Source organism: Sphingobium sp. RAC03, assembly GCF_001713415.1.
Classification (GTDB): domain Bacteria; phylum Pseudomonadota; class Alphaproteobacteria; order Sphingomonadales; family Sphingomonadaceae; genus Sphingobium.
This window is the reverse complement of the sequence record NZ_CP016453.1, coordinates 659929-683538: the sequence shown is the minus strand read 5'-3', so window position 1 is coordinate 683538 and position 23610 is coordinate 659929. Positions and strand designations below refer to the sequence as shown.

Below are 23610 nucleotides of genomic sequence, written 5' to 3'. Positions count from 1 at the left end.
CGGGTCGGTTACAGCGTCACGCCGCGCTTCCAGATGGCGATGTCGCGTTCGCCGTTGATTTCGTTGCGGGCGGGTTCGCCCGACGCGATGGCGCAGATCCGGGTCATGAGTGAATCGGTCGCGACGTCCATTCCCTCGTCCAGCACGATAGCCGCGTCGAAGTCGATCCAGCCGGGTTTGCGGCGAGCGAGGTCGTGGTTGGTCGCGAGTTTGAGTGTGGGGATCGGGCTGCCAAGCGGGGTGCCGCGGCCGGTGGAGAAAAGCGTGATGGTTGCGCCTGCCGCTGCCAGAGCCGTGGTGGAGACGGCATCGTTGCCGGGGGATTCGAGGATCGTTAGGCCAGGGCGGCGCAGGGTTTCGCCATAACCGAGGATGTCGGTGACCGGGGCATGGCCCCCCTTCTGCACCGCGCCCAGCGATTTTTCCTCCAGCGTGGTTATGCCGCCCGCGACATTGCCGGGACTGGGATTTTCCGAGATCGGTTCGCCATGGTCGATGAAATAGCGCTTGAAGCGGTTGACCAAGGTGACCAGCGCTTCGAAGATGTCGGCATCGGCGGCGCGCTGCATCAGCAACCGTTCGGCGCCGAAGATTTCGGGGATTTCGGTGAGTATCGCCTGACCGCCCGCGCCCGTGACGACATCGGCGGCGCGGCCGATCAGGGGGTTGGCGGTCAGGCCGGACAGGCCATCCGAGCCGCCGCATTTGAGGCCGAGGCGCAAGGCGTCGATGCCGACTTCCTCGCGCTCGTCCTGCGCGGCGGTTTCGACCAGGGCGTCGATGGCGGTGGCGGCGTCGGCATATTCGTCGGCGCTGATCTGTGCACCGACGCTGCGGATGCGGTCTCGGCGGTCTGGCGGGATGCGCTTCAATAACGCTGCCAGTTGGTTTTCTTCGCAGCCGAGGCCAATGAGCAGGACGCCGCCAGCATTGGGATTGCAGGCAAGCGCTGCGAGCAGGCGCGCGGTGGCGTCAAGATCATCGCCGAGTTGCGAACAGCCCAGCGGATGGGGGAAGGCGAGGATGGCATCGACGCGCCCGGCGTGGCGGATGGCGGCCTGTTGCGCGACGCGATCGGCGGTGCGGGCGACGCAGCCGACGGTCGGGATGACCCATATTTCATTGCGGGTGCCGACCGATCCGTCGGCGCGGCGATAGCCGCTGAAGGTCCAGCGCGACGTGGGGGCGGCAGCGGCCGATGGGACCGGGGCGAAGATGTAGGGTTCCTCTGCCTTCAGATTGGTGGCGAGGTTGTGGCTATGAACATGATCCCCGGTCGCGATAGGTTGCGTCGCCGTGCCGATGGGCCAGCCATAGCGCAGCACGGCTTCCCCCGCCGCGATGGGTCGAAGTGCGACCTTATGGCCGCGCGCAATTCGTACAGCGACCCGTACATTGGTTTCACAAATCGACACCGTCTCGCCCGCTTCGAGGTCGCGCAGGGCGATGGCGACATTGTCGGTTGCGGCGATCCTGGTCGCGGGGGGCAGTTGGATTTCGGGCTGTGCCAATGGGTTCATGAAGGGCGGAATAGCAGCTATGCTACCGGTGGCACAAGGGCGCCGCCCCCATGTTGAACAGCCCTGTCCATCAGGCGCGGGCGGCGGTGATGATGATCTCCACCTTATAGCCTGGGTCGGCAAGCTGCGCTTCGCCGGTTGCACGGGTTGGTGCTGCAACGTCGGCGATCCAGGCGTCCCAGACGGCGTTCATTTCCGCGAAATCGGCCATGTCGGCAAGCCAGATGGTGGCGCGCAGGATATGCGCCTTGCTGCTGCCCGCGAGAGCCAGCAGGCGCTCGATCTCGCCGAGCGTTTCCTGCGTCTGGTGGGTGACGCTGTCGCCCGGCGTGCCGACCTGGCCCGCGAGATAGACGGTGTCGCCATGGATGACCGCTTCGCTCATGCGCGGGCCGGTTTCGATGCGGGTGATGGTCATGGGTCTTCTCCTTGAAGGTCAGCGGCGGTAGCGGGCAAGGCCGAGATCAGCGGTCTCTATGGCCGGGGGGCGGCCGCCGATAATGTCGGCGATCACCTGGCCTGATCCGCACGCCATGGTCCAGCCCAGCGTGCCATGGCCGGTGTTGAGGAACAGATTGTCGAGCGGCGTCGCGCCGATGACGGGGGTGGAATCGGGGGTCATGGGGCGCAGCCCGCTCCAGAAGGTCGCCTGCGACAAATTGCCCGCGCCGGGGAAGAGCGTGCCGACGCTATGGTCGAGCGTGTCGCGCCGCGCCTGCGGCAGGTCATTGGTATAGCCCGATAGTTCGGCCATGCCGCCGACCCGGATGCGATCGCCCAGCCGCGTGATCGCGACCTTGTAGCTTTCATCGAGCAGGGTCGAGACTGGAGCCGCTTCCTCCTGCACGATGGGCACGGTGATCGAATAGCCCTTCACCGGATAGACCGGCAGACGCAGGCCGAGCGGGGCGAGGAGCAGCGGCGAGAAGCTGCCCATGGCGACGAGATAGGCGTCGCCGGTGACGGGGCCGTCGCTGGTGACGACATGGCTGATCCGCCCGGCTTCGCGCGCCAGACCCTGGATGGTGCGGCCCATCAAAAATTCGACGCCCCGCGCGCGGGCCATGTCAGCGAGGGCATTGGTGAATTTGAAACAGTCGCCGGTTTCGTCGTTGGGCAAACGAAGCCCGCCCGCGATCGGCGAAGCGCTGGCGGCGAGGCCCGGTTCGGCGGCGATGCAACCGGCACGATCGAGGACTTCGAAGGGCACATTGTCGGCGCGCAGCACCTCGATATCCTTGGCGATGCCGTCCAGCTGCTTTTGTTCGCGGAATAGTTGCAGCGTGCCCTGGGTGCGTTCGTCATAGCGGATGCCGGTCGCTTCGCGCAAAGCGATCAACTGGTCGCGGCTATATTCGGCGAGGCGCACCATCCGCCCCTTGTTGATGCGATAGTCGGTCGCGTTGCAATTGCCGAGCATGGCGATCATCCAGCGGATCATGGCCATATCGACATTGGGCCGCAGGATCAGCGGGGCATGTTGCATGAACAGCCAGCGCAGCGCCTTGGCCGGGATGCCCGGCGCAGCCCAGGGGGAGGCATAGCCGGGCGAGATTTCGCCCGCATTGGCGAAGCTGGTTTCCTGCGCGACGCCGCTCTGGCGGTCGATGACGACGACTTCATGACCGGCCTGCGACAGATACCAGGCGGAAGTGACGCCGACGACACCGCCGCCCAGAATGACGATCTTCATGGCTTATTGCTCCTGAATGGCGGCGGCGGGCGTGGGCAGATAGGTGCGCGCGTAGCGGGGGCCGAGCCGGGTCAAAATCTCGTAGGATATCGTGTCCGCCTGCGTGGCGACATCATCAATCGACTGATGCGGGCCGATCAGTTCGACGGCGGCTGCGGGATAGAGGAGATAGTCGGGGACGTCGGTGACATCGAGCGCGAGGCTGTCCATCGAGACGCGGCCGACGATCGGCGCGCGCACGCCACCGATATAGGCAAAGCCCCGGTTGCTCAGATGCCGTGGCCAGCCATCGGCATAGCCGACCGAGACGGTCGCGATGCGCGAGGGGCGGTCGAAGCGATGCGTGAGGCCATAGCCGACCCCTGCCCCGGCTTCGACGGTGCGTAGCTGAATGATATAGGCGTCGAGCGCGACGACGGCGTGCATCGGGTTGGGCTTGCCATGGGGGGCGCCGCCATAAAGCGCGATACCGGCGCGGACGATGTCGCCATGAGTGACGCCCGACGTCATGGCGCCGCCCGAGTTGTCGATCGACCGGGGCACGCCGGGGAATTGCCGGGCGATCGCATCGAAAGTGGCGCGCTGATGCGGGTTGAAGCTGTCGTCGGGATGATCGGCGCAGGCGAGATGGGTAATGACCAGTCGCACGTCGATGCCCGCCAGCCGATCCGGCTGATCGCGCAGGGTGGCGAGTTCTGCAGATGCGAGGCCGAGGCGCGACATGCCGCTGTCGACCTGGATCACCGCCGGGAGCGCATGGCCCTGTCTGCGGGCCGTTGCCGCCCAGCCGTCAATCTGTTCGAGCGAATTGAGGACGGGCAGCGCGCCGATCGCCGCGCAAGCCGCCTCTGCGCCGGGTTGCACGCCGTTGAGGACATAGAGCGTCGCGTCGGTCGGCAGATGCGGATGCAGAGCGGTGGCTTCGCACAGATGGGCGACGAAGAAGTGGCGGCAGCCCGCATCGAGCAATGCGCGTGATACCTCGGCTGCGCCCAGACCATAGGCATTGGCCTTGACCACGCCCGCGACGCTGGCGGGGGCGACCTGCGCCGCGATCAGCCGGTAGTTGGCGACCAATGCGGCAAGGTCGATGCGCAAATTGCCCGCCAACTGCAAATCCATGCCGCTTCCCCTTCTCATCTTGCGGCAGTGTAGATCACGTTTCTTCGAAATGGGATGGCGAATGATCGAAGAATATTCCATTTCATGCTGCGAAATCGCAGAATAGTTCACGAGATTCGCATATATGGCCATTTCCTTCGATACGACCGATCGCGCCATCCTGCGCCTGCTCAAGCTCAATGCGCGGCGGTCCAATGCCGAGATCGCGGCGGAGGTCGGGCTGTCGCCGTCCGCCTGCCACCGGCGCATCCGGCAATTGGAAGCGCAGGGCGTCATTCGCGGCTATACGATCGTCGCGGGCGGGCGCGATGACAGTCCGCTGGTCAATGTCGTGGTGCAGGTGACGCTGGATCGGCAGACCGAGGATTATCTCGCCCGGTTCGAACATGCGGTGCGGCAATGCCCGGAAATCCGCGAATGTTTCCTGATGACCGGCGCGGTCGATTATTGGCTGCGCGTCGAAGCGGACAGCGTGGACGCCTATGAACGCATCCATAGCGAGATATTGTCCCGCCTGCCCGGCGTGACGCGCATCAATTCCAACATTGCCATGCGCGATGCGTTGCGGCCACGCCGAGGCAAGGGCGCGGGCTAGAAAGCGTCGGCTTCCAACGCCATGAGCGTGGTTTCGCCGGCCATGATGCTGGCGGCCAGGGCATCGGCCTGGGGCAGCATCCGCTGGGCGAAGAAGGCGGCGACGGACCGTTTGGCGGTGTGGAGCGGCGTGTCGTCCTGTGCGGCGGCGGCCATGCGGGTCCACATCCAACCCATGGCGACGAGGGCGAAGAGGCGCAGATAGTCGACCGCAGCCGCGCCCGACGCATCGACCGATGCGCCGCGTAGCGAGGCGGTGACGTTGCGCAACAAGCCAAGCGCCTCGCGGGTGCGGGTTGCGATCGGCAGGTCGGCGGCGTCGAGATCGGCGGCGATCAGGTCGAAAAAGCCCTCGACCACCGCGCCGCCGGACAGGGGCAGTTTGCGCGCGACCAGATCCATCGCCTGCACGCCGTTGGTGCCTTCGTAAATCTGGGCGATGCGGGCGTCGCGGACATATTGTTCCATGCCCCATTCGCGGATGTAGCCATGACCACCGAACACCTGCTGCGCCTGCACTGCGCTTTCAAAGCCCATGTCAGTGAAGGCCGCCTTGACCACCGGGGTCAGCAGCGCGACGAGCGCGTCGGCCTTGGCGCGCTCGGCGGCATCGGGATGGGCGTGGGCGCGATCAAGCTGGAGCGCGGTCCAGCCTGCCAGCGCGCGGCCAGCCTCGACAAAGGCGCGGATGGTGAGCAGCATGCGGCGGACATCGGCATGCTCGATGATCGCGACCGGGTTGCGCGTGCCATCGGCGCTGCGGCCCTGTAGCCGCTCCTTGGCGTAGCTGGCGGCCTGACCGTAAGCTGCGCCAGCGATACCCAAGCCTTGGATGCCGACCATCAGCCGTTCGGCGTTCATCATCGTGAACATGGCCGCGAGGCCGCGATGCGGTTCGCCGACCAGCCAGCCGGTCGCCTCGTCATAATTCATGACGCAGGTGGGCTGGGCGTGAATGCCCATCTTCTTTTCGAGCGCGCCGACCGACATGCTGTTGCGGATGGTGAAGCCGCCATCGGCGTCGGGCAGGAATTTGGGGACGAGGAAGAGGCTGATCCCCTTGACGCCGGGCGGGGCGTCGGGGAGGCGCGCGAGGACGAGGTGGATGATATTGCCGCCGAAATCATGATCGCCCGACGAGATGAAGATTTTCTGGCCGGTGACGGCGTGGCGGCCATCACCGAACGGCACGGCCTTGGTCTTGAGCAAGGCCAGATCGGTGCCTGCGCCGCTTTCGGTCAGCGCCATCGCGCCGGTCCATTCGCCGCTGACCAGCGGGGCGAGATAGGCGGCTTTGAGGTCTTCGCTGGCATGGGCGATGATCGCTTCCACCGCGCCGCGCGTCAGGCCGGGGAAGAGGCCGAAGGACAGGTTGGTGGCCGAGAGCATTTCGTCGAGCCACAGTTGGAGGATGAAGGGCAGCCCCTGCCCGCCATGGTCCGGCGACGCGGCGAGCGCAGGCCAGCCCGCTGCCACGAACTCGCGATAGGCGTCGGCAAAGCCCGGCGGCGTGATGACGGCGCCATCGACCAGTCGGCTCCCCTGTTCGTCGCCGTCGCGGTTCAGGGGTTGGAGACGGTCGGCGCAGAGGCGGCCTGCCTCTTCCAGCACGGTGATTGCGAGGTCGGCGTCCACATCCTTGCCAACTTCGGCCATCGCTTCATCGAAGCGCAGGACGTGCGTCAACAGGAAGCGGTAATCGTCGATCGGGGGGACGTAACTGTACATTGGGCCTCTCCTGCTGGCGTAGTCGAGGACTAAACCAAACACCTGTTACAGTCAACCATCCGCCGAGGGGCCGGCCTCCCGGCGCGGCCCCTCTATCCGATCATCGCATCAGTCCGGCCTTGCGCAAGGCGTCTTCGATGATGGCGCTGACGCCGGTGGCCTTGTGCGTTGGCTGCCTGGCGTGCAGGGGTTGCGGCCGGATGCGTTCGCCGGGCGTGGGGGCGGATTTGCGGGCGGGTGCGGCGGTCATCAGTCCCCAGGCTTGTGCGATCTGTCCGGTCGAGGAGATGCCTGCTTCCAGCATATAGGGGGCGGTGTTGCCATGGCCGTCGGGCCCTAAGGTATTCAGTGGCGTGCCATGGCCCATGCCGACAATCTCATAGGACTCGATGACCGCCATGCCCTTTTTGTCGCGCCAGGTGCGGCGTGGGCTGCCGTCGATGATCGCCTGTTCGGTGGGCAAGCTATCGACGCCGTGCAGCGCTTGCCACTGGGCGAGGATGCGATCGGCATTGGAGGGGGCAACGGTCTGGTCGGCGCTGCCCTGCCAGATGGAGATGGTCGGCCATGGTCCTTGATGGCCGGACGCGGCCCTCACCAGTTCGGGCAGGCGATCGTCAGGGGGATAGCCCTCGCCGCGCATGCGGGCGAAGGCGTCGTTGACCGAGGCCGCGCAGCCGAAGGGAAGGCCAGCGATGATCGCGCCGCCCGCAAACAGTTCGGGGTAGCAGGCCAGCATGATCGAGGTCATCGCGCCGCCCGCCGACAGGCCCGTCACGAAAATGCGGCTTTGGTCGATGCCATGAGTGGAGACCATCGTGTCGATCATCTGGCGGATCGATAGCGCTTCGCCGGAATCGCGCCGGGAATCGACGGGCGAGAACCAGTTGAAGCAGAGGTTGGGATTGTTCGACCGCTGCTGTTCGGGGAACAGCAACGCAAAGCCCTGTTCGTCGGCAAGTTGCGACCAGCCTGCGGCGTGATCATAGCCCGCCGCATTCTGGGTGCAGCCATGGAGGACGACGACCAGCGCCGCGCCCTTGGCGAGATTTGCAGGTACATAGATTCTGGCGCGCAGGGCGCCGGGGTTGCTGCCGAAGGCGATCAGGTCGTCCAGGCGATCCTTGACCGGATCGGCCGACGCGCCGTGCGCCATCGCACGGAATTTGGCGAGTTGGATAATGGTGGAACTTAGACGGGTCATCATGGGGTCTCCGGTGCGGCTTGCGCCTATATTATGCTATAATGGCTGAACCGCCCAGATGGTTGCTGCACCGCACAATAGAATATGATGCCTATTCCCCTGATCTTCATGGAGATGTGAGGATAAATTTCTTCATTCTGCCGCAACGCAGCATATTCCTACGCCTCTGGCTCGGTCCAATGTTCGGCGCGCTGGGCGGCTTCGATCAGGCTCTTGCCCGTTTCCGATGCGGCGTAGGCGGTCATGGTTACGGCAATGCCGTCAGGACCGTCGAGTAATACCAGCCCAGCTTCCGCGCTGGCGATGCCGGGCCGCGTCTGCGTGCCGGCGATAGGAGGGGGAGACCTCATGAGGCTTGGCTTTCATTAGATGATGGGGGCATATCGGGATCGATGTAGAGATAATCGGGGTTGAATTGCCCCCGCCTGGCGAGACCCCGGACGTCGAGAATATCGACGAGCGAGGAGCGGAAGACGCAGAGCCCTTCCTCGCGCAACTGGCGCAGGACGCGATTGGCGTGGACGTTGGTGATGCCACATATTTCGGCGATGTCATTCTGGGTGATACCCAGCGCAAAGCGGCTTCCGTCGCTCAGGCCCACGGGCAGAAGGCGGGCATTCGTTTCGCTGAGAAAATGCGCGACACGACCGACCGCGTCCAACCGACCGAGGCGGAACAGCCAAGCCCGGTGGATGGCGGCATCGAGCAGGGTCGAGAACCATAATTTGCGGGTCAGTTCCGGCATGGTCGCGTTGATGCCGTCCAAAGCGCGGTGGGGAACGATCGCGACAGTCGCGGCGGTTAGCGTCGCGACATCATGGTCGAGCGTCTTGAGCGGATAGGCGTGGAGATCGACGAAATCGCCCGGCACCTGCACCGCGACGAGCTGGCGCATGCCTTCCCGGTCATCGAGATAGCGGCACATGAAGCCGTCGATCAGCAATGTGCTGTTGGATAAGGGCTCGCCCGCGCTGACGATGGTAGCGCGCGCGTCGATGCTGCGGACTTCGGATATGGCGCCTTCCAAGACAGCGCGTTCTTCCGCGCCCAGTTGGACGCCCCGACGTCCTTTCAAAAACCGATCCGTGAACAAGATATTGTCCTTCGCATATGATGGCGATCTTTGCCCCGATCGCCCGTGACAGTCCAAACGGCCCGCTGCGCCAGTATATCCAAGCCATGGCCACAAAACGTTATGACGCAGATTAGTATTTGCCAGACAGCCGCAACTTGCAACGTTGCTACGTGTTTCCGTGACGTAGCATTTCTGCAGACCGTCCCTGCGCATGTGGTTGAGCATGGCATTGCCTTTGCTCGCCTAAGTGCGCGCTCTCCAGTTAAGGAATTATCATGGCCAAGTCAGACAAATCCGCCAGCGCATCCGGCAAGATCGCCGAGCAATCGGCGCGCATGGCCCCGCCGCCACCGCCCGCCGATGGCGTGTCCGACGTTTATGCCGAACCGCAGGCGGATGGCGGCGAGACGCATCAGATTGGAGGCGGTGACGTCGCCACCTTGACGACCGCCCAGGGCATTCCCGTCGCGGACAACCAGAATTCGCTCAAGCAAGGCGCGCGCGGGCCGACGCTGATGGAAGATATGCATTTTCGCGAGAAGATGTTTCACTTCGATCATGAGCGTATTCCAGAGCGCGTCGTTCATGCCCGTGGCTATGGCGCGCATGGCTATTTCGAGCTGACGGAATCGCTGAGCGATGTGACCCGCGCCGATGTGCTGCAGCGGGTGGGCGAGAAGGTGCCTGCGTTCGTGCGCTTTTCGACTGTTGCCGGATCGAAGGGGTCAGCCGACCTTGCCCGCGATGTGCGCGGCTTTGCGGTCAAGCTCTATACGCAGGAAGGCAATTGGGATCTGGTCGGCAATAACATCCCGGTCTTTTTCATTCAGGATGCGATCAAATTTCCCGATCTGGTGCATGCCGCCAAGCCTGAGCCGGATCGGGATTTCCCGCAGGCGCAGACCGCGCATGACAATTTCTGGGATTTCATCAGCCTGTCCCCTGAATCCATGCATATGATCATGTGGACCATGTCCGACCGGGCGATCCCGCGTTCGCTGCGCACGATGGAAGGCTTTGGCGTCCATACGTTCCGCCTGGTCGATGCCGAGGGCAAGTCGACCTTCGTCAAATTCCATTGGAAGCCCAAACAGGGTTTGCAGTCGGTCGCGTGGAACGAGGCGGTCAAGATCAACGGGGCGGACCCGGATTTCCATCGCCGCGACCTGTGGGACGCGATAAATGCGGGCGATTTTCCGGAATGGGAATTGGGCGTGCAATTGTTCGACGATGCGTTCGCCGACAGTTTCGATTTCGATGTTCTCGACGCGACCAAGCTGATCCCCGAAGAATTGATCCCGGTGCGGATCGTCGGGCGGCTGGTGCTTGATCGGGTGGTCGATAATTTCTTTGCCGAAACCGAGCAGGTCGCTTTCTGCACGCAGAATGTGCCGCCCGGCATCGACTTCAGCAACGATCCGTTGTTGCAGGGTCGCAATTTCTCCTATCTCGATACGCAGCTCAAGCGGTTGGGCGGTCCCAACTTCACCCATATCCCCATCAATGCGCCCAAATGCCCGATGGCCCATTTCCAGCAGGACGGGCATATGGCGATGCGCAATCCCAAGGGTCGGGCCAATTACGAGCCCAATAGCTGGGGCGCCGAACAGGGTGGTCCGCGCGAAGATCCGGCCAAGGGTTTCGTCAGTGTGGCGACGGTCGAGGACGGTCCCAAGCAACGGGTCCGGTCGGAGAGTTTTGCCGATCATTATAGCCAGGCGCGGCAATTCTATATCAGCCAGATGCCGATCGAGCAGAAGCATATCGGCGATGCGATCGTGTTCGAGCTGAGCAAGGTCGAGCGCCCCGACATCCGTTCGCGGACGGTATCGCATCTGCGCAATATCGATGAGGAACTGGCGGCGACGGTGGCGGATGGTTTGGGCATGGCCCTGCCGGAGCCTGCAAAAGCGGCGCGCGCCACGATCATGGACTTGCCGCCGTCCGATGCGCTGAGCATCCTCAAAAATGGCCCGGACAATTTCAAGGGCCGCAAGCTCGGTATCCTTTTGACCGATGGGGCCGATGCCAAGATGTTCGACGCGCTGGTCAAGGCGGTGGACAAGGAAGGCGCGGTGTATGAGGTGATTGCGCCCAAGATCGGTGGGGTCACCCTGTCCGATGGCACGGCGGTTGCGGCCAAGCAGAAAATCGATGGCGGGCCATCGGTACTCTATGATGCGGTTGCGGTGGTCGCTTCGGCGGATGGCGCAGCGTTGCTGGCGATGGATGCGGCGGCCAAGGACTTCGTCACCGACGCCTTTGCCCATTGCAAGTTTATGGGGCTTACGGCAGAGGCACAGATCTTGTTCGAAAAGGCGGGTATCGCCGACGATCTGGACGAGGGCTGCCTGCCGCTTGCTACAGCGAAAGACGCCACGAGCCTGCTGACCGCCTGTCGCGGGCTGCGCCATTGGCCACGGGAAATGACCGTGGATCTGGACGCCGTGCCCGACGCCTGATCTCGATCTTCAATCAACCGGGGGCGAATGCGTTTTCGCCTCCGGCCCTCTTCTTGTCCAAAGGATATCGTTGATGCGGATTGGCATTATCGCCCATCTCAAGCATCCTATTGCAGAGCCGTTTGCGGGCGGTTTGGAGATGCATACGCATCTTCTGGCCCGTTCTTTGCGGGATCGCGGTCATGCCGTGACCGTCTTTGCGTCATCGCGCTCCGAACCCGCATTGGGGCTGGAGGCGATCTGTACCGAGACGGCGATGACGTCCGTCGGGACCACGGAAGCGAGCGACATCGCCTTCTTTCGCGAGCATCATGCTTACCTCAGCCTGATGACCGGTTTGCGGAACCGGGATTTCGACATCATTCACAATAATGCGCTCCATTATCTACCGCTGACCATGGCCGACAGTCTACCGATGCCGATGGTCACGACGCTGCACACGCCGCCCTTCTGCTGGCTGGAAAGTGGCATTCGCCTGTGCGAAGCGCCCAATCATGCGCTGGTGGCGGTATCGCAGTCGGTGGCGGCGCAGTGGAGCCATGTCGCGCCCGCCGATGCGGTCATCCTCAATGGGATCGACTTGCGGAAATTCGTCTTTCGCGCGCAGGCCGACAGCGCGCCCTATCTGGTCTGGTATGGGCGGATCGTGCCGGAAAAGGGGTTGCATCTGGCGATCGAGGCGGCGCGCCTTATCGGCTTGCCGTTGCGCATCGCCGGGCCGGTGCTGGATGAGGATTATTATCGGACGGTGATAGCGCCTACGTTGGGCGCGGACATCATCCATGTCGGCCATTTGGCACATAGCGAACTGGCGCAGTTGGTGGCTGGAGCCAGCGCGTTTCTGTGTACGCCTTTATGGGACGAGCCCTATGGGCTGGTCGTGGCCGAGGCATTGGCCTGCGGCGTGCCGGTCGCTGCTTTTGCGCGGGGTGCGATCCCGGAAATTCTTGATTCCAGTTGTGGGGTTTTGGCCACGCCTGATGATGTCGGGTCGCTGGCGCAGGCGGGGCGCGCGGCGCTGGCGCTCGATCGGCGGGCCTGCCGCGCGCGGGCGGAGCAGATGTGCGACGCTAACCGCATGGTGGAAAGCTATGAGGCGCTCTATCGGCAGCAGATCGAGCTTGGCAGGCCGGTGCCGCGCGATGGCCGGGCGGCCATGCATCTGGTGCCGCCGTCCTCGCCGGAATCCTTGCGTGCGATGTTGCATGGTTGAGCCGACGATCAATTTTTGCGTCTGTGTGCCGGCACGGAACGAGGCCGAACGGTTGCCGGTGCTGCTTGCGGCATTGGCGGCGCAGGATTGGCCGGGTCCGGTGATGGTGTCGATCGGCGTCAACAATACGAGCGACGACAGTCTTGACGTGATTGGCAGGGCGCAACGGCGATATGGCGCGCGGCTAGACATTGCTGTGGTCGTTGCCGATTTCGCGCCGGGGCTGGCGCATGCCGGATCGGCGCGCAAGTTGGCGATGGATGCGGGGCTGGCGCGGATTGCGATGGCCGGAGATGGCGTGCTGGTCAGTACCGATGCCGATAGTCGGCCGCCGGTCGATTGGCTGTGCAATATCGCCAAGGCTGTGGACCGGGGCGCGGATATGGTGGGTGGCCGGATCGATATCGATAGCCAGGAGCCCCTGCCCCCGGCCGTTTCGGCGCTGCGTTCGGCATGGGATTCTTATTGGGCGGCGGTGCGCGCGATCGAGGATGCGATCGACCCCCTCCCCTGGGATATTGCGCCGCGCCATGGCGATCATACGGGGGCTTCACTGGCGATCCGTGCGTCTATCTATGAAGCATGTGGTGGTGTGCCCTTGCTCGCGACGGGTGAGGATCGGGCGTTGGTGACGGCGGCATTGGCGCGGGGCGCGCGGCTCGCCCATCCGGCTGATGTGCGAATTTCCGTGTCGCCGCGCCTGGATGGGCGCGCGGCGGGCGGCATGGCGAGTGCCATGCAGCAGCTTTACCGGGACGCGGCGGAAGGCGGTCGGCCCATGGCCCCCGCCTTCGACCATTGGCGCGAGCGGGCGATGTGGCGCAGGCGGTTGCGCGCGCGGGCCGATGGTCATGCGCTGATCGCACGAAGCGAGCCATTATTGCCGCCGATGCCGCATGATATGGCGCTGGAGATCCGCGCATGACGCGGCGACCGATCGGTTATTATGTCCATCATCATGGTGCCGGACATCGGGCACGCGCGCAGGCGATCGCCGCCGCGAGCGACTGGCCGATCACATTGCTGGGGACCGGCGTAGGCGAGGCCGGGATCGATTTGCCCGACGATCGGCCGTTGTCGGGCCGGTTCGATGGCGTGGATGGCAGCGAAAGGCGGCCCGCAGCGCTCCATTATGCGCCGATCGACCATGAAGGCGTACGGTTGCGCGTGGCGCGGGTGGCGCAATGGATCGCGACGGAACGGCCAGCGCTGATGGTGGTGGATGTTTCGGTGGAGATGGCCATGCTGGCCCGGCTGGCATCGGTGCCGACCATCTGTGTTCGATTGAATGGCGCGCGCAGCGATGTGCCGCATCTGGAGGCCTTTCGCGGTGCGGCGGGGTTGTTGGCCCCCTTTCATGCCGATCTGGAGCTGGAATCGACGCCGGCGTGGGTGCGCGAGCGGACGCGCTATCTGCCAGGCATTACGACCGCCGTGGCGGGGGCGGTGCCGCCGTCCGGCCGTATATTGGTAGTCATCGGCCGCGGCGGTGCGCCGGGCGATGGCGCGCGTTTGGCGCAGGCGGCGCGGGCGTGCCCGGATGTGCAATGGCGGGTGATCGGGCCGGTGTCGGCGGTCGGCGATTGCCCGCCCAATCTGGATATTGCGGGTTGGGTCGAGGATGCGGCGCGGGAGATCGCGGCGGCCGATGTGGTAATCGGCGGAGCGGGTGAAGGACTGGTCGGCGCGGTATTGGTCGCGGATCGGCCGTTCATCTGCATGCCCGAAGCGCGGCCTTTTGGTGAGCAGCAGGCTACGGCCAGCGGTCTGGCGCGTCTGGGTGCGACGGTGGTGCTGCAAGATTGGCCGGAGGCAGCGACATGGCCGTCCTTGCTGGCGCAGGCGAAGGCTTTGTCTCCGCAAGCGAGGAGGCGGTTGCACGATCCGCAAGGCGCGCGAACGGCGGCGATCTGGCTTAGCGAACAGGCGGCAGCGGCATGAGCGTAGCGCCCTTCCCTATCGCGGACGACGCGCATCCGACGGCGCGGGCTGCCGCCGTTGCGCCAAGGCTGATGGAATTGGGGGCGCGCTATGACGCCGCGCCGGTCTTTCCGATCGACAGTATGCAGTGCCTGGCGGCGGCGGGCCTGCATCGCTGCTTTGCGCCGGTCGCAAGTGGCGGGCTTGATTTTGGCGGCGACGAGGAGGCTTGGCATCTATGCCTGTTCGATGTCCTGCGGGTTATCGGTCGCGCGGACCTGAGCGTTGGGCGGCTGTATGAAGGGCATGTCAATGCGATGATCCTGTTCGATCATTTCGCGACGACCGCGCAACAGCATGGTCTCGGCCAGAGGCTGGATGCGGGGGCCTTTTACGGCATGTGGGCGACCGAGCCGCCGCCGGGTGTGAAGATGGTTGGTCGGACGCTGCAAGGGGCCAAGTCCTTCGCCACGGGTGCGGGTGGGCTGGCGCATGCGATTATCACTGTACAGCCGGAGGACGGCGCGCGGCAATTGGTCGTGGTTGCAGCGGACGATGCGGCGCGGGCTAATTTGTCGCAATGGCGGGTGCGGGGGATGCGCGCGACGGGCAGCGGGCTGTATGATCTGACCGGGATGGTGGTTGCGCCCGAAGACATGTTGGGCGCGCCGGGCGATTATGATCGCGAACCGCTGTTCACCACCGGGGCCTGGCGGTTTACGGCGGTGCAACTGGGCGGCATCGAAGCGCTGTTGATCGAGACGCGCAAGGCGATCTCGGATGTGGCGCGCGACGATCCGGTGCAGCGCGCGAAATTCGCCGATGCGGTGGCGGCCACACGCACCGCTTATCTGTGGGTGCGCGAGGCGGCGCTGCGCGCGGCGCGAGACGATGCCGATGGTCCGGCGTTCGCGCGGATGACGCGCGGCGTGGTGGAGCGCGCGGCTTTGGATGTCATGGAACTTGCGGCGCGGATCGTGGGCACGCGCAGCGCGATGGACGGGCAGCGGATCGACAAGATCAGCCGCGACTTAAGCCTCTATCTGCGCCAGGGTGGTCCCGATTATGCGCGGGATCAGGCGGCATTGGCCTGGTTGGATCATGATGCCTGGGGCGCGGAGGATTTGTTATGGTGACGGCTGCGCTGTCCTCGCGCCAGTGGCGCGATATGCGTTGGCTGGTGCTGGCACCGCACCCTGATGACGAGACGTTGGGCGCGGGCGCGCTGATCGCGCAGACGGCCAAGGCGGGGCGGTTAGCGGGCCTTGTCTATCTGACCGATGGCGCGGGATCGCATGAGGCGGCGCAAAGGCTGGCGGCGGCTCGGCGGCGCGAGGCGACCAGGGCAGTGCAGCGATTGGCGGGCGGAGGGGCGCGGCGGCCCGTGCATCTGGACTGGAAGGATGCGGCCCCGGCACGCCCCGGCGATCCGCTGTTCGAGCGGACGGCGCGTTATCTGGCGGCGCTGTGCCGGCGCTGGCGGGTCGATGCGCTGGCAGTCACGGCCGGGCATGAGCCGCATTGCGACCATGCTGCCGCGGCCGCGCTGGCTTATGCGGTGCATGCACGGGCGATGCGCAATTTAATCGTGGCGGAATATCTGGTCTGGGCGAACAGGCCCGACCGGAAGATCCGGCGCGCGATCCAGACAGCCCCGATGGCTATGGGACAACGGCGCTTGGCGCTGGCGGCGCATCGCAGCCAGTTGACCGCCGCGCATGGCCCCGGCTTTCGCCTGTCGCCCGAACAGCGACGCATGGGCGCGCGCGATATACTCTATGTGCGGAGACGGCCATGACCCGGCATGTTAGCAGCCTGGACCCCCAATATTTCGAGCAGATGTTCCAGGGAACAGATGATCCCTGGTCGCTGGAAACCAGCGCCTATGAGCAAGCTAAATATGCCCATAGCATCGAGGCGCTGGGCGATCGTCGCTATGAACTGGGTTTCGAGATCGGTTGCGCGAAGGGCATGTTGACGCGGCGATTGGCCGAACATTGCCGGGCGCTGGTCGCGATCGATGTCAGCGAAACGGCGCTCGGCGGCGCGCGCGAGCGTTGTGCCGTATTCGATCATGTCTCGTTCAACCGGATGACCTTTCCCGCGCAAATGCCGCTGGGTGGGCCGTTCGATCTGATCATCCTGTCCGAAGTCATCTATTATTGGGACGATGCCGACATTAGGCGCGCGGCTGAATGGGCGGGCACGCATGGCGCGCCCGGCGGCGACCTATTGCTGGTCCACTGGACGGGCGAGACGGACTATCCGCAAAGCGGCGACGAGGCGGTGGAGAAGTTTCGCGCGGCAATGCCGCGACCTGTTGAAGTCGTCACAGCGGAACGCCGCGACCAATATCGGCTCGATCTGTGGCGCATGTCGGCATGACGATGAGCGTCCTGACGATCGTCAAGAACCGGCCGGGGCATCTGGCGCAATTGATCGAAGGGTTGCGGCGGTGCGAGGTGCAGCCTGACGAACTGGTGATCGTCGATATGGGCAGCGAGCCGCCCGTCGCGGTGGAGGCGACGGGCTTTCCGCTGCATATCGTGCGGCTCGATCAGCCGGGGCTGCCGCTCGCGGCGGCGCGCAATGCGGCGGCGCAGGCTGCGCGGGGCGACATGCTGTTGTTTCTGGATGTCGACTGCATTCCGATGCGGGGCCTGACGGCGGCGATGGCGCAAGCCTTAGCGCAGCGGGATGCGCTGATCTGCGCGGAAGCGCTCTATCTTGGTCCCAAGGACGCGCGCGGCGCTTGGGACGAGGCGGCTTTGATGCAATGCGCGAAGCCGCACCCGGTCCGTCCTTTTCCCGCGGCGGGCTTGCGCGAAGAACATAATGCCGGGCTATTCTGGTCGTTGATCTTCGGCATTCGACGCGAGGGGTTCGTCGAACTGGGCGGGTTCGATGAGGCTTTTACCGGATATGGCGCGGAAGACACCGACTTCGGCTTTCGCGCGCGCGAGGCCGCCCTGCCCCTGCTATTTCTGGGAGGGACCGGAGCGTTTCATCAATATCATGATGTGATCGACCCGCCGCTGCAGCATTTGGCCGATATTGTGCGCAATGCGCGGCTGTTTCGCCAGAAATGGGGGATATGGCCGATGGAAGGCTGGCTGGCCGCGTTCGAGATGGCGAGATTGATCGCGCGTGAGGGCGATACGATCAGTCTGGTGCGCATGCCCACCAAGTTGGAGGTGGATGCAGCGCGGGTCATAAGTTCCGACTGACCCGTTTCGACGAAAAATCGGCGGGGTTGCCCCCGCCGATCCGTTTTCCTTAGTGCTGCATCGAATGCTTGATGTCGCGCATTTCGTCATGGCCTGCCTTGACCGAGGTATAGCAACCTTCGATCACGCTGCGGACGGCGGGCGAGAGTTTCGTGTCGCCCAGCGCATCTTCGAACTTGGCCTTGATATGATCTTCGCCAGCTTCGACTTCGTTGACGATCGCCTTGTCGTCATGACCCGTCATCATCGCCTTGAGGTTGAGGAACATGCGATGCGCGCCTGCAAGGACGGTGCCGTCGTCTTCAGGCTTGCCGCCCAGACGGGTCACTTCCTGCTGCAGGCGGGTGGCGACTTCGCGGCGTTCGGCGGCGCGGCTGGTAAAGAGCGTCACGAAGCGACCGCCTTCGCTGTCCTTGGCGGCTTCGGTATAGCCATCGGCGCTGTCGATCGTGGTGGCAATCAAACCGTTGAGGGTCGAAATATCGTGGCTGTTGTCGGACATGATGGTTCCCGTCTTGAAAGATGAAAACCGGCGCCATTGGCAACCGGATACCCCCTTCAACGACGAGCGACCGGGAAAGTCGCAAACAAATATCGGTCCTTAATCTCCATCAATGTGATTGATGGGAAAGCCCTCAGTCACCTGATGCCGCGAGCATCCGATAGTCGCGGATGCCGAGTTCCAGCAGCCGTGCCTCCGCGCGCAGCAAATGGGTGCGGCCCAAGGGATTGGGGGCGTGGAGTGTATTTTGCAGAGTGGCGTCAGTCGTCACAGTGACGATACGTTCAAGCCCGGTCATCAGCGCTGTCGCCATGCTGAACACCGGTGATTGCGGCTTGGTGAGGTCGCCATCCATCTGTTCGACCATCAGGCGCATGACCGGCTGGGCCGCGCGGATACGATGCAGCATCATCCGCTCATTCTGCGCGTCGGCCATGCGGTTGCGCAGATGAAGCAGACGGGAATTTTTGACCCAGAAGCCGTGATAGGCCGTCACCAGGGCAAGAGTATGGTCGCCGAGCGAAGCATCGTCCCAGCGCGTGCGCAGCAGGCCGACATATTCCTCTTCGGCGGTCGCCATGACCGGCTCCAGCACGGCCAGCAGCAATTCGGTCAGGTCGTTGAAATAATTGTAGAGCGACGTCATGCCGAGCGAAGTCTGACGCGCGACCGCACTGAGCGAGAGTTCGACATCGGCGGGACCGGCGAGCAGTTCGTTGGTGGCGGCCAGGATGCGGTCGCGCGTATCCCGCCCCTTGCGCCCCAGCCGTTGTCCGTTGAGATTATGGCTGAGCGTCTTGGTCGCGGTGGACGGGCGCGAGCGTGGCGATTTGCCCGCCCCCTGCCCTGCCTTCATGTCCGCCTTTGCGCTCAAGAGCCGATCCTTGCTATCCCGTCATGCGCGCCATGCGATCAATTTGGTTTCGAGAAACTCCTCGATTCCCTCAAGACCCCATTCGCGGCCGATTCCACTGGCCTTGTAACCGCCAAAAGGCAAGTCCCCGGCGATGCACATGCCGCCATTCACGCTAACGGAGCCGGTGCGTATCCGCTTTGCCACCGCAATGGCGCGATCGAGATCGGCCGAATAGACCCCGCCGCACAGGCCATAGTCGCTTTCATTGGCGATGCGGACGGCGTCGTCATCATCCTCGAACGGGATGACGACCAGCACGGGGCCGAAAATTTCTTCCTGGGCGATGCGCATGTCGTTGGTGACATCGACAAAGCAGGTCGGTTCGATGAAATAGCCGCTGCCCTTGTCGGGCCGTGCCTTGCCACCCGCCAGCAGTGTCGCGCCTTCGGCCTGGCCAATATCGATATAGGACAAGACCCGTTCCATCTGCCGCTGCGACACGACCGGTCCCATGATGTGCGCAGGATTATCATAGTCGCCCCAATTGTCGCCGAAGCTGGCATAGGCATGTTTGAGGACCGCCTTGGCTTCCTCATAGCGGCTGCGCGGCACCAGCAGGCGCGAATGGACGGCGCAGCCCTGACCCGCGTGGAACACCAGCATCGACTGGGCGACGTCCATCGCGAAATTGGCGCTGTCCTCCAATATGATCTTGGCGGACTTGCCGCCCAGTTCGAGAAAGACGCGCTTCAATGTGGCCGCGCCCTGTTCCATGATGCGCTTGCCGACATTGGTGGAGCCGGTGAAGGAGATGAGATCGACGCGCGGATCAGTCACCAGCATTTCCCCCGCCAGAGCCGGATCGCTGCCGCAGATGACGTTGAGGACACCGGCGGGGAAGCCCGCTTCCTGGGCCAGTTCGCCGAAGATTGCGCCCATGCCCGGCGTGTTGGGCGCGGGTTTGAGGATGACGGTGCAACCGGCGAGCAGTGCGGCGACGACCTTGCCCACATTCACATAAAGCGGGACGTTCCAGGGCGTGATGGCGCCGACGACGCCGACCGGTTCATAGACCGCCTTGCGCTGCGTTTCGAAGCCATAGCCGGTGCGGCCGCCATAATCCTTGTCCCATTTCAATTGCGGAAAGAGGCGCAGATAATCGTCCCAGCCGTCGAGCGCCATGTCCACATGGGCGCGGCCGACCGCGCCCATCGCTGCGCCGGCTTCGTCGCGCGCGAGGTCGGACAGGCGTTCGCGGTTCGCTTCGAACAGGGCACGCAATTTGGTGACCAGGTCGACGCGCTTTTCGACATTGGTGGACCAGTCGGTCGTGTCGAAGGCGCGGCGCGCGGCGGCGATGGCTTCCTCCACATCGGCGGCCGAAGCATCAGCGGCCTTGCCGACCGGCTGGCCGGTCCAGGGGCTGATGACATCGAAGGTCTTGCCGCCCTGCGCGTCGCGCAGCACGCCGTCGATGGTGAGTTTTGCGTCGGGGAGAGTGGCCATGGCTAGGGTCTTTCTGTCGATATGCGGGGATAGGGCGATCAGCGGCGGCGCGCCGTCAACGCGACCGTGCCGATGTGCAGGTCGGCGGGCATGTCGATGACGGCGCGGAAGGCGTCGGTGACGGAATCATAATGGGTGATGGGCCGCTCGCGCGGGTTGAGGCCGATTTTGGCATTGTCCTGCATGAAGCGCATGGCGACATCCATCGGCCAGTTGGTGCCGGTCTTGGTTTCGTCCATCATTTGCCCGGCCTGGACCACGGTGACGCGCACATCGTCCGCCGCCAGTTCCCGTCCCCACATGTCCGACATCAGTTCAAGCCCTGCCTTGCCCCCGGCATAGAGCCAGAGCATCGCCATCTTGATCGCGACGGATTCGCTGCTGACGTTGATGATATGCCCGCCACCCCGCAGCAGCGGCAGCGCTTCACGGGCGCAATAGATCGGCCCGGCGACATTGATGGCGAGGGATGACTGGATCTGGTCGTCGCGCACCTCGGCGAGGGTGAACGGCTCATAGATGGCGGCGTTGTTGATGAGGACGTCCACCTTGGGATGGCGCGTGGCGATCTGCGCGAAGGCGGCGCGGACGGAGTCGGGATCGCCGACATCGCATTGCAGGGCCAAATGCCCCTCGCCCAGTTCGGCGGCTACGGCTTCCAGCTTCGACAAGGTGCGGCCGAGCAGGATGACGGTTTCGCCGTCACGCGCGAAACGCCGCGCCAGGGCGCGGCCGAGGCCGTCGCCCGCGCCGGTGATGATGATCGTCTTGCCCATGTCCTGCTCCATCCTTCAACTCTTGTTGCTTCATCCCATTCCGCACTGGCGCGCGCACGGCAAGGGGGACGGCCATCGCGCGCGCGATGGCTGTTCAGGCGGCGGTCGCGGGCCGCGCGAAATCGGCCGGGTAGACCGAGAGGTCGCCATCATAGGCGATGCCGCCGGGCCAAAAGACCGGGCCGCTGACTTTGCCGAAATAATGGACGGTGCGGGCGACCGAGCCGGAGGCGGAGCGAGGGGCAAAGGCGACGCCGCTGGGGCTGACGCCGCGCGCGCGGGCGCTGAAATCCTTGACGGTAAAAAGCAGGTCGTCGGTCTGCTGCGCGCAGAGAACCAGGTCGCTACCGGGGCAATAGCGTTTGGGTTCGAGTTGCACCGGCGACAGGCGGCCGCGCTTCATGCCAACCTTGCCGGGGACGCGGGTCACTTCAGGAGAATGCACCGTGTCATACCAGTGATGATATTCCGCTTCGCGCCCGGCGACGAAATTGGCGAGGATGATGCTCACCCCGGAGAAGGGGTGATCGGCGCGGTGGTTGGGGCTGAAGGCCCAGTCGGCATACATGGCATAGCTATGGATGCGCTCGCTTTCGTCGCTATCGTCGATCAGCCCGGCGTCGCGCGCCTGGGCCAGGAGTGGGGCGAGCGCGGGCAGGTCGATTTCCGGGGTGGCGGTGTCATGCTCGTAGACGCTCAGATACCGCCATGGCTGGGGGATATCGGGCATGATCTGCTGCGGCGTAATGGCATAGCGGTCGGCCGAGCGGAAGCCGCGCAGGCGGGCAAGATCGTCGCGATGGGGACCGTCAAACCAGGCGGCATAGTCCGCTTCCCGTCCGGCCGGAACGTTATGGAGGTGGATGGTGGTATGCAGGCTCATTCCTCTGCCCTCTGGCTGCGCGCGCTTAAACGCTTGTCAGGCGCCAATTCAGCATGGACGGCGACGGTGCGCCAGAGGATTGGGCGGGCCTGATCAATTGATCGCCGGGGCAATGGCGATCAGGCCGAAGGCGGCGGCGACTGCATGGCGATATGTAGGCGAGTGAGGCGCGATTGAGCGATCCGCCATGCCCCGTCGATGCGGATATAGCGGTCGTGATAATGGCCATAGCCGGTCATTGTGCGTCCATCCGCCCAGACAAGATGATCCTGCATCGGCCAGATGCCGGTGGCGGCGTCGCCTGATAGGGTGAGTTCAGGCATATGGACATGATGGACGGTTTTGGCGGTTTCCAGTGAGCGTCGCACGCTGGCAACGGCATCATCGCGCCCTTCCATGCGGGGACCGCCCGATCCCGTCGCATCGAGCAGGAAGTCGGGCGTGAAGAGGGCGGCCCAGCCGTCCCAATCCTTGGTGTCGAGCAGGCGGCAGTAGCGCGCCTTCAATTCAGTGATGGCGAGCCAGTCGGCAAAATCGGGCGCGGGCATCAGAAGCGGAACCCGCGCATCTGGTTGCCGCCGTCGCACAAGATGACCTGGCCGTTGACGAAACTGCCTTCTTCCGACGCGAGGAACAAAGCGAGGTTGGATATGTCGGTTGCCGTCCCCTGCCGTTTGACCGACTGCATGGCTTTGAGCCGTTCCCAATTGGCGGCATCGACGCCTTGGAGCGCTGCTTCGGTTTCCATGAGGCCAGGCGCGATGCCGACGCAGCGAATGTCGTCGATGCCGAATTGCTGGGCCATGGCGTGGGTGAAGACGGTGAGCGACGCTTTGGTGATGCCGTAGGCGGTGGCGGGATTATAGCTCGCCATCGAACATTTGTTGATGATGACGCCCTTGGCCTTTGCCAGCGCCGGACGCAGCGCTTCCGCGAGCAGCAGAGGGCCGAAGGTGTTGACGGCGAAATAATGCTGCCATTTGGCCATGCCGAGGCCGAAGAAGCCGCGCGCGATTTCGCCTGCATGCAAGCCTGCATTGTTGATGAGGACGTCGAGCCGGTCATGCGCCGACAGGATGGTTGCGGCGAACGCCTGAATGTCGGCTTCCTGGCCCATGTCGACGCGGTGGATGGACGCATTGCCGCCGCCCGCTTCGATCAGCGCTTGGCTTTCCATGAGGCCCGCTTCGTTTATGTCGGCGAGGATGAGATGCGCGCCCTCGCCTGCAAAGGCCAGTGCATGGGCGCGGCCGAGGCCGCCTGCCGATCCGGTGACCAGGACGGTCTTGCCGCTGAAACGATGGGCCATGATCCTCTTGTCCTTCATGC

24 protein-coding genes are annotated in these 23610 nt (G+C 64.2%); 9 read left to right on the top strand and 15 right to left on the bottom strand.

Annotation, left to right across the window (positions count from 1 at the left end):
- Positions 1-8: 8 nt before the first annotated feature.
- The 4 genes from BSY17_RS03115 to alr form a co-directional block, all read right to left on the bottom strand.
- A complete protein-coding gene (locus tag BSY17_RS03115; RefSeq protein WP_069064299.1) occupies positions 9-1520 on the bottom strand; it encodes a UxaA family hydrolase in 1512 nt (503 codons plus the stop codon).
- 70 nt (positions 1521-1590) lie between these two features.
- A complete protein-coding gene (locus BSY17_RS03110) occupies positions 1591-1938 on the bottom strand; it encodes a RidA family protein (protein WP_069064298.1) in 348 nt (115 codons plus the stop codon).
- 18 nt (positions 1939-1956) lie between these two features.
- Complete coding sequence (locus BSY17_RS03105; RefSeq protein ID WP_069064297.1) at positions 1957-3213, bottom strand: D-amino acid dehydrogenase; 1257 nt, start codon at positions 3211-3213, stop codon at positions 1957-1959.
- A 3-nt stretch (positions 3214-3216) separates the two neighbouring features.
- On the bottom strand, positions 3217-4335 hold the full coding sequence (alr, locus tag BSY17_RS03100; protein WP_069064296.1) for an alanine racemase: 1119 nt from the start codon (positions 4333-4335) through the stop codon (positions 3217-3219).
- A 124-nt stretch (positions 4336-4459) separates the two neighbouring features.
- On the opposite strand from alr, the gene BSY17_RS03095 reads away from it, so the two are divergent.
- The gene (locus BSY17_RS03095) at positions 4460-4930 is read left to right on the top strand and encodes an Lrp/AsnC family transcriptional regulator (RefSeq protein ID WP_069064295.1); all 471 of its coding nucleotides are present in this window, start codon (positions 4460-4462) and stop codon (positions 4928-4930) included.
- Here the strand turns inward: BSY17_RS03095 and BSY17_RS03090 are convergent.
- The 4 genes from BSY17_RS03090 to BSY17_RS03075 form a co-directional block, all read right to left on the bottom strand.
- A complete protein-coding gene (locus BSY17_RS03090) occupies positions 4927-6657 on the bottom strand; it encodes an acyl-CoA dehydrogenase C-terminal domain-containing protein (protein ID WP_069064294.1) in 1731 nt (576 codons plus the stop codon). The two genes, BSY17_RS03095 and BSY17_RS03090, sit on opposite strands and share 4 nt — an antisense overlap.
- A 100-nt stretch (positions 6658-6757) precedes the next feature.
- A complete protein-coding gene (locus BSY17_RS03085; protein ID WP_069064503.1) occupies positions 6758-7861 on the bottom strand; it encodes an extracellular catalytic domain type 1 short-chain-length polyhydroxyalkanoate depolymerase in 1104 nt (367 codons plus the stop codon).
- A gap of 158 nt (positions 7862-8019) precedes the next feature.
- Positions 8020-8211: a hypothetical protein gene (locus BSY17_RS03080; protein WP_069064293.1), complete on the bottom strand. Its 192-nt coding sequence runs from the start codon at positions 8209-8211 to the stop codon at positions 8020-8022.
- Positions 8208-8954 (bottom strand): Crp/Fnr family transcriptional regulator, encoded by a 747-nt coding sequence (locus BSY17_RS03075; protein WP_171899172.1) that lies wholly within the window; start codon positions 8952-8954, stop codon positions 8208-8210. The genes BSY17_RS03080 and BSY17_RS03075 overlap by 4 nt, the downstream gene beginning before the upstream one ends.
- A gap of 317 nt (positions 8955-9271) precedes the next feature.
- On the opposite strand from BSY17_RS03075, the gene BSY17_RS03070 reads away from it, so the two are divergent.
- The 8 genes from BSY17_RS03070 to BSY17_RS03035 all read left to right on the top strand — a co-directional run bounded on the left by BSY17_RS03070 (position 9272) and on the right by BSY17_RS03035 (position 17758).
- Positions 9272-11398, top strand: coding sequence for a catalase (locus BSY17_RS03070; RefSeq protein WP_069064501.1), 2127 nt, complete (start codon positions 9272-9274; stop codon positions 11396-11398).
- Between the two features lie 73 nt (positions 11399-11471).
- On the top strand, positions 11472-12611 hold the full coding sequence (locus tag BSY17_RS03065; protein ID WP_069064292.1) for a glycosyltransferase family 4 protein: 1140 nt from the start codon (positions 11472-11474) through the stop codon (positions 12609-12611).
- A complete protein-coding gene (locus BSY17_RS03060; RefSeq protein WP_069064291.1) occupies positions 12604-13536 on the top strand; it encodes a glycosyltransferase in 933 nt (310 codons plus the stop codon). The genes BSY17_RS03065 and BSY17_RS03060 overlap by 8 nt, the downstream gene beginning before the upstream one ends.
- The gene (locus BSY17_RS03055; protein WP_069064290.1) at positions 13533-14552 is read left to right on the top strand and encodes a glycosyltransferase; all 1020 of its coding nucleotides are present in this window, start codon (positions 13533-13535) and stop codon (positions 14550-14552) included. Before BSY17_RS03060 ends, BSY17_RS03055 begins: the two co-directional genes overlap by 4 nt.
- On the top strand, positions 14549-15667 hold the full coding sequence (locus tag BSY17_RS03050) for an acyl-CoA dehydrogenase family protein (RefSeq protein WP_069064289.1): 1119 nt from the start codon (positions 14549-14551) through the stop codon (positions 15665-15667). The genes BSY17_RS03055 and BSY17_RS03050 overlap by 4 nt, the downstream gene beginning before the upstream one ends.
- Positions 15661-16329, top strand: coding sequence for a PIG-L deacetylase family protein (locus BSY17_RS03045; RefSeq protein ID WP_083216998.1), 669 nt, complete (start codon positions 15661-15663; stop codon positions 16327-16329). The genes BSY17_RS03050 and BSY17_RS03045 overlap by 7 nt, the downstream gene beginning before the upstream one ends.
- Positions 16326-16916 carry an SAM-dependent methyltransferase gene (locus BSY17_RS03040; protein ID WP_069064288.1) on the top strand — a complete coding sequence of 197 codons (591 nt, stop codon included), beginning with the start codon at positions 16326-16328 and terminating at the stop codon, positions 16914-16916. The genes BSY17_RS03045 and BSY17_RS03040 overlap by 4 nt, the downstream gene beginning before the upstream one ends.
- Complete coding sequence (locus BSY17_RS03035; RefSeq protein WP_171899171.1) at positions 16913-17758, top strand: glycosyltransferase family 2 protein; 846 nt, start codon at positions 16913-16915, stop codon at positions 17756-17758. Before BSY17_RS03040 ends, BSY17_RS03035 begins: the two co-directional genes overlap by 4 nt.
- A gap of 49 nt (positions 17759-17807) precedes the next feature.
- Here the strand turns inward: BSY17_RS03035 and BSY17_RS03030 are convergent, their stop codons facing one another.
- The 7 genes from BSY17_RS03030 to BSY17_RS03000 all read right to left on the bottom strand — a co-directional run bounded on the left by BSY17_RS03030 (position 17808) and on the right by BSY17_RS03000 (position 23608).
- The gene (locus tag BSY17_RS03030; RefSeq protein ID WP_069064286.1) at positions 17808-18260 is read right to left on the bottom strand and encodes a PA2169 family four-helix-bundle protein; all 453 of its coding nucleotides are present in this window, start codon (positions 18258-18260) and stop codon (positions 17808-17810) included.
- Positions 18261-18393: 133 nt separating this feature from the next.
- Positions 18394-19134, bottom strand: a complete 741-nt coding sequence (locus tag BSY17_RS03025) for a TetR/AcrR family transcriptional regulator (protein ID WP_069064285.1) — start codon at positions 19132-19134, stop codon at positions 18394-18396.
- A gap of 21 nt (positions 19135-19155) precedes the next feature.
- A complete protein-coding gene (locus tag BSY17_RS03020; RefSeq protein ID WP_069064284.1) occupies positions 19156-20622 on the bottom strand; it encodes an aldehyde dehydrogenase family protein in 1467 nt (488 codons plus the stop codon).
- Positions 20623-20660: 38 nt separating this feature from the next.
- A complete protein-coding gene (locus BSY17_RS03015) occupies positions 20661-21410 on the bottom strand; it encodes an SDR family oxidoreductase (protein WP_237236134.1) in 750 nt (249 codons plus the stop codon).
- An 82-nt stretch (positions 21411-21492) separates the two neighbouring features.
- The gene (locus BSY17_RS03010; RefSeq protein ID WP_069064283.1) at positions 21493-22281 is read right to left on the bottom strand and encodes a hypothetical protein; all 789 of its coding nucleotides are present in this window, start codon (positions 22279-22281) and stop codon (positions 21493-21495) included.
- 119 nt (positions 22282-22400) lie between these two features.
- Entirely contained in the window at positions 22401-22829 is a 429-nt protein-coding gene (locus BSY17_RS03005) for a nuclear transport factor 2 family protein (RefSeq protein WP_069064282.1), read from the bottom strand.
- Positions 22829-23608 (bottom strand): SDR family NAD(P)-dependent oxidoreductase, encoded by a 780-nt coding sequence (locus BSY17_RS03000; RefSeq protein WP_237236132.1) that lies wholly within the window; start codon positions 23606-23608, stop codon positions 22829-22831. The genes BSY17_RS03005 and BSY17_RS03000 overlap by 1 nt, the downstream gene beginning before the upstream one ends.
- Positions 23609-23610: the final 2 nt, after the last annotated feature.